3 protein-coding genes are annotated in these 2,277 nt (G+C 44.6%); all 3 read left to right on the top strand.

The features are described from left to right. Positions 1-941, top strand: a 941-nt coding sequence (gene pilM / locus ACTHUE_RS16010) for a type IV pilus assembly protein PilM (RefSeq protein WP_440423973.1), incomplete at its 5' end; no start/stop codon positions are given. A 4-nt stretch (positions 942-945) separates the two neighbouring features. Further along, positions 946-1,569 (top strand): PilN domain-containing protein, encoded by a 624-nt coding sequence (locus ACTHUE_RS16005; protein WP_070460446.1) that lies wholly within the window; start codon positions 946-948, stop codon positions 1,567-1,569. Next, positions 1,569-2,240, top strand: coding sequence for a type 4a pilus biogenesis protein PilO (locus ACTHUE_RS16000; protein ID WP_070460443.1), 672 nt, complete (start codon positions 1,569-1,571; stop codon positions 2,238-2,240). Before ACTHUE_RS16005 ends, ACTHUE_RS16000 begins: the two co-directional genes overlap by 1 nt. The last annotated feature ends 37 nt before the right edge of the window (positions 2,241-2,277 follow it).

The raw sequence follows: 2,277 nt of genomic DNA, 5'->3' as shown, positions 1-2,277 counted from the left end.
AATACGTTATTACCAAATTGCCTAAAAATATTGTCAAAGGCAACAAAATTCAAGACTACGATCAGCTTGCTACTTACATCCAACATACTTACACACAATTACGCAGTTCTTGCAAAAATATTGTTGCTGCCGTGCCACAAAATTTGGCGACAGTCGAGCAAATTATTTACAACCCGCGTGATACCGATTTGGACTTGGAAGAGTTTATCGAGGCGGAAGTCGGCCAATTTGCGCCTATTGAAGAAATGAACTACGACTTTCAAGCTGAAGAAGTCGGTTCGGGTCAGCATGTTTTAGCTGTTGCCGCCAAAAAAGACGATGTCGAGCCACGCATTGAAATGTTTGAAAATGCCGGTCTGCCTTTGTCTGCTTTGGACTTGGACTTGCTGGCGCAACGCAATGCCTTTGTCTATTGGATGAATACGCATGCTCCCGAAATGGCAGAGGAAAAAGTTGCCGTGTTCGGTATTCATGCGACTCAAATGTATGCCCTGATTCTGCAAAACGGCCGTATCCTCTACAAACAAGAAACACCGGTCAGTACAGAGCAGCTCAATCAGCTGATTCAGCGTACTTATCAGGTAACGGAAGAAAAAGCCGCTCAAATGATGGCTTCCCAAAACAAGCCTTCCGACTACCAGTCTCAGATTGCCGACCGTTTTAATGTGCAGGTTGCACAAGAAGTTCAGCGTGTCCTGCAATTTTACTATACCACGCAGGCCACTGATTCTTTTCACAATATCAAACACATCCTGCTGACCGGCTTTACCGCGCAGCAGGCAGGTTTGGCAGAAAGCATTTTCTCGCAAACCAATACGCCAACAGAATATCTGCATCCGATTTCATATGTGGAACGCAGTGCAAAAGTAGAATTGCCGCAGTTTCAAATTGATGCGCCGTCACTGACTTTGGCGTTCGGATTGGCATTAAGGGGACTTTGAGAACATGATCGAATTAACCAGAATCAACCTTCTCCCATATCGGGAAGAGATTAAACAGCGCAAGCAGCAGCAATTCAAAATATTGATGCTTGGCGCTTTTGCAGTAGGTTTGGGCTTGGCGGCCGCTACCTATCTTGGTATTGACAGCGCCATCAGCAATCAAGAAGGCCGCAACAACTTCCTGCAAACCGAAATCGACAGACTTGATAGAGAATTGGGCGAAATCGATAAACTTCAGCAAGAAAAAGAAGCCTTCTTGGCCAAAAAACTGAAAGTTGAAGAGTTACAGGAAAAACGCTATCAAGCGGCCTATATCCTTGATTCTTTGAATACACTTACGCCCGATAATACTTATTTGACCGCGTTGGAAGCCGAAAGTCCGACCAGCTATAAAATCAGCGGTCATGCCATCAGCGACAATAAAATTGCCGTTATGATGCGCTCCTTGCCAAGTACAGGTATTTTCTTGCAGCCTGAATTGTTGAGCATTAAAAAAGTAGATAACTACCAAGAATTTACTTTGAAATCTTCAATCAACCAAGTGAATACGCCGGCTCCTGCACCAACTGCCCAAAGTAGCGGTGAAATGGCCGAACCTGTGGCAGAACCTGCTCCGGAGGCTCAATAATGGCATCTAAAAACCTGAAACAATTGGACGTACAAAACCTGTACCTGCTTAATATGCCTTCAAAACTTTTGCTGGCAGGTTTATTGATTGTCGGTATGTTGGCTTTGGGCTATGTCGGCGTATTTAAAGATCAGATTGAAACTTGGAATACGCAGGAAGCTAAAGAAGAAGAACTGAAGGAAACCTTTACGCGTAAAAGCATTCAGGCAGCAAGCTTGAATAATCTGAAGGCTGAATTGGCTTCGATTCGTTCTGCATTTGATGTGTTGTTGAAACAACTTCCGACCGACGCGGAAATTCCGAATCTGATTCAAGAGCTGCATCAGGCAGGTTCAACCAACGGATTGCGTTTGGACAGCGTTGCACCGCTCCAACCTGAAAACGATGGTCCGATTCAAAAACTGCCGTATCAGATTTCCATCACAGGCAAATACTCACAGATCAGCCAATTTACCCGTGATGTAGGCGATTTGTCGCGCATTATTACTTTAGATTCTTTAAAACTCGTGAACGCAGGCGAGGACAAAGAAGGCAAAGGCAATAAAGGCGAATTGACATTGAGCGCGATTGCGACGACTTACAAAGCACGTCCGGCCGAAGAGATTGCTGCCGAATTGGCTGCGCAACAGGCACAAGAAGAAGGCAAACCTGCCGAGAATGAGCAAAAATAAAAGAATAGGGAAATCATGAAAAAAATCATCTTACTCT

The organism is Neisseria sp. P0021.S005 (genome assembly GCF_051956955.1).
Note: the sequence above shows the minus strand (reverse complement) of the source record. Positions and strands in the feature narration are given on the sequence as shown.

Excerpts from the sequence above, each read along its gene's own strand:
- ACTHUE_RS16000 (WP_070460443.1), top strand. The coding sequence starts at position 1,569 with ATGGCATCTAAAAACCTGAAACAATTGGACGTACAAAACCTGTACCTG.
- ACTHUE_RS16005 (WP_070460446.1), top strand. The coding sequence starts at position 946 with ATGATCGAATTAACCAGAATCAACCTTCTCCCATATCGGGAAGAGATT.